Here is a 2,349-nt window from a genome sequence, read left to right on the forward strand (position 1 = left end):
TCATCGGCCACCCGCCCAGTGATGTCACCGTCGATGAAGTGGTCCGCGGGCTTCATCACCGAGATCAACGTGTGGCACTCGGTCTGGCCGTACGAGAGTTCAGCCCCCATGAGGGACCACTCCTTGACTGAGGTGAAGGGTCACCCGGCGCGTGCCGGAGTGCCTCATGGAGGATGCAGCCGATGGCCGCTTCAGGTGTCCCCTTCTTCGGAGTTGAGGTAATCCGAGTAGGTCATTGCGTCTACCGTCCGCAAGCGCAGGTCGCGATTCCGGACGGCTCTGTACCAGGCTGTCCGCGAGCGCCGAATCTGGATTCCGGAGCAGCTGCACACGAAGGCCGTCTCCCGCCGGCAGGGCCAGCGGGGTGCGGCGTGAACACGCAGAACCTCCTTATTTCTGGCTCTGGTTGTCCTCGCGGCCGTCTCGGCCGTCGCAGGCCTGATCGGCTACAACGTCGCCCGCGAGGCGGGCTCGTCGGTCTCCACGGCCGTCAGCCGGGGGCAGCTTCGTGTTCTTCAGCGCCATGACGCTGTTCATCGCGCTGCTGGCCGTGCTGGTCCCGGCCATGACGTGAGGCAGGGGTACATCGGGTCGGCCGGAACCCTCGGTCGGCCCGGGGCCCTGCGCGAGGGACGGTCACCGGGAGGGGAAGTCCCCAGCGGCGGTGTAGCGGGTGGCGGCCTGGATGCTGAGGCCGAACAGGTCGCAGGTCAGCCGGATGTCGCCGTCGGCGGCCTGTGCCTCGTCGACGATGCGGTCCCTGCGGAGCAGGTTGCTGGAGGCGGGGTAGTGGCGGTACAGCCAGGGCCGGCTGACGGGGGTGGTGGACAGCGCGGTGTGCAGGGTGAGGAAGAAGTGCGGGTTGGCAGTGTTCGGCCAGCGCCGGGCGCGGTGGGCGAGGTAGGCGCTCATGCGGGCCTGGACCGGTTCGGCGAGCAGGACGGTGCGGCCGGGCCGGTGGAGGTGGCCTGCTGCGAGGTCGCGAGCGTCGGTGAGGGTGAGGTGGCGGATCTCCAGGGCGCGCAGGGCGTGGAAGGCGAGCAGGGGGGTGATGGCGGCCCGGGCGGGGTCGGGGTCGGTGAGGGCCTGGCGGGATCGGGGCGGTGTCGGCAGGCAGGGGGATGGTGCGGGTGGGGGTGCCGACGCGGAGGTGGACGGCCGGGTTGCTGCGGATGATGCGGTGGGCGTGCAGGAGGGTGAACACGGCGAGCAGCCCGGAGGCGGTGTGGGTGTAGCCGGTGTCTGTCAGGCGGCAGGCACTCAGGTGCTCGCGGAGCTGGGCGGGGGTGATCTCGGCGAGGTCGCGGGCGCCGGCGGCGGCGAGGCGGGCGAGTACGGGCAGGGCGAGGCTCAGCTGGTGGCGCACGGTGGCCGGGGAGCGGGGCCGGCTTCGTGGAGGCGTCGGGCTGCCGGTCAGGCGCAGGGACATCCACCGGGCGAGTTGTCCGGTCATCGGTTCGGGCAGGCCGGCGGTGAGGCGGGCGAAGAAGGCGTCGATGGCCGGGGTGCGGTCGTCCTCGATGAGATGGCGGGCGGTGAGGAATTCGTGGAGCAGCCGGGCGGGCAGGCCGGCCTGTGTCAGCTGGTCGATCAGACTTGCCGGGACGGGGGCACCGGGGGTGTCCGGGACCGCTGGCAGCAGCCGCAGACCGCAGTGGGCGCGGGAGACGGTGCTTGCGCGTCCAGCCGCAGGATGCGGCCCAGTGGGTGAGTTCCTGGCCCAGCCAGTGGGCCAGGGCCGCGTCGATGGGCAGGCTGTGCGCCTTCTGCGCCACCGCACTCAACATCGTCAGACCCGACACCCACTGGACCACCGGGCCCTGTCGGGCCGACGACCGGTTCCGGGTTGGCGGGCGATCTCTGAATTCAACGAGCGCCATCAGCCCCATAGCGAACCTTCCGGGCTCCAAGATCATCTATTGGCGAGACCTTCGTCCCACGCGAGGTCGAAGTGCAACCGCCTGACCGGCGTCGGCTACCGGTGCGGGCCGGGGACGAATGCCGCACCGCGCAGCGGTGCTCGTCCAAGTGCCGCCGTCCGCGCACAGCCCTGCGACGACCGCCGCGTCCCGCATGTCAAGTAGCGACGCGCCGAAAGTTCCCGCGGTCAGGGTGAGCTGGCATCAGGAGATCACCTTGAAGGGTCAATGGGCAGTCAATTGCCAATACTAGATGTTTTTTGACAGATCATCAGTTATGCGCGGCATGGCGATCGGGTGCACCGCCTACCCCGATCGGCTCCCTGGAAGCAGCACTCCCGCTCCGCCCGAAATGACAGCCCTGGGGAGTCTGCGTACGTTCAGTCACGGGTCGGCTACCGAGCCGATCTCTCGGTGAGAACAGGAGAAC

General features: G+C 69.6%; 1 protein-coding gene. It reads right to left on the reverse strand.

Translation table 11 applies throughout. The annotated features are described in order from the left end of the window. Positions 1–636 precede the first annotated feature (636 nt). Positions 637–912: a hypothetical protein gene (locus tag ABZ893_RS35985; RefSeq protein WP_361412561.1), complete on the reverse strand. Its 276-nt coding sequence runs from the start codon at positions 910–912 to the stop codon at positions 637–639. Positions 913–2,349 lie beyond the last annotated feature (1,437 nt).

It is taken from the genome of Streptomyces sp. NPDC046821, from assembly GCF_040645335.1.
Lineage (GTDB): Bacteria > Actinomycetota > Actinomycetes > Streptomycetales > Streptomycetaceae > Streptomyces.

Coding starts and splice junctions, on each gene's coding strand:
- ABZ893_RS35985 (WP_361412561.1), bottom strand. CDS start 912: ATGAGCGCCTACCTCGCCCACCGCGCCCGGCGCTGGCCGAACACTGCC.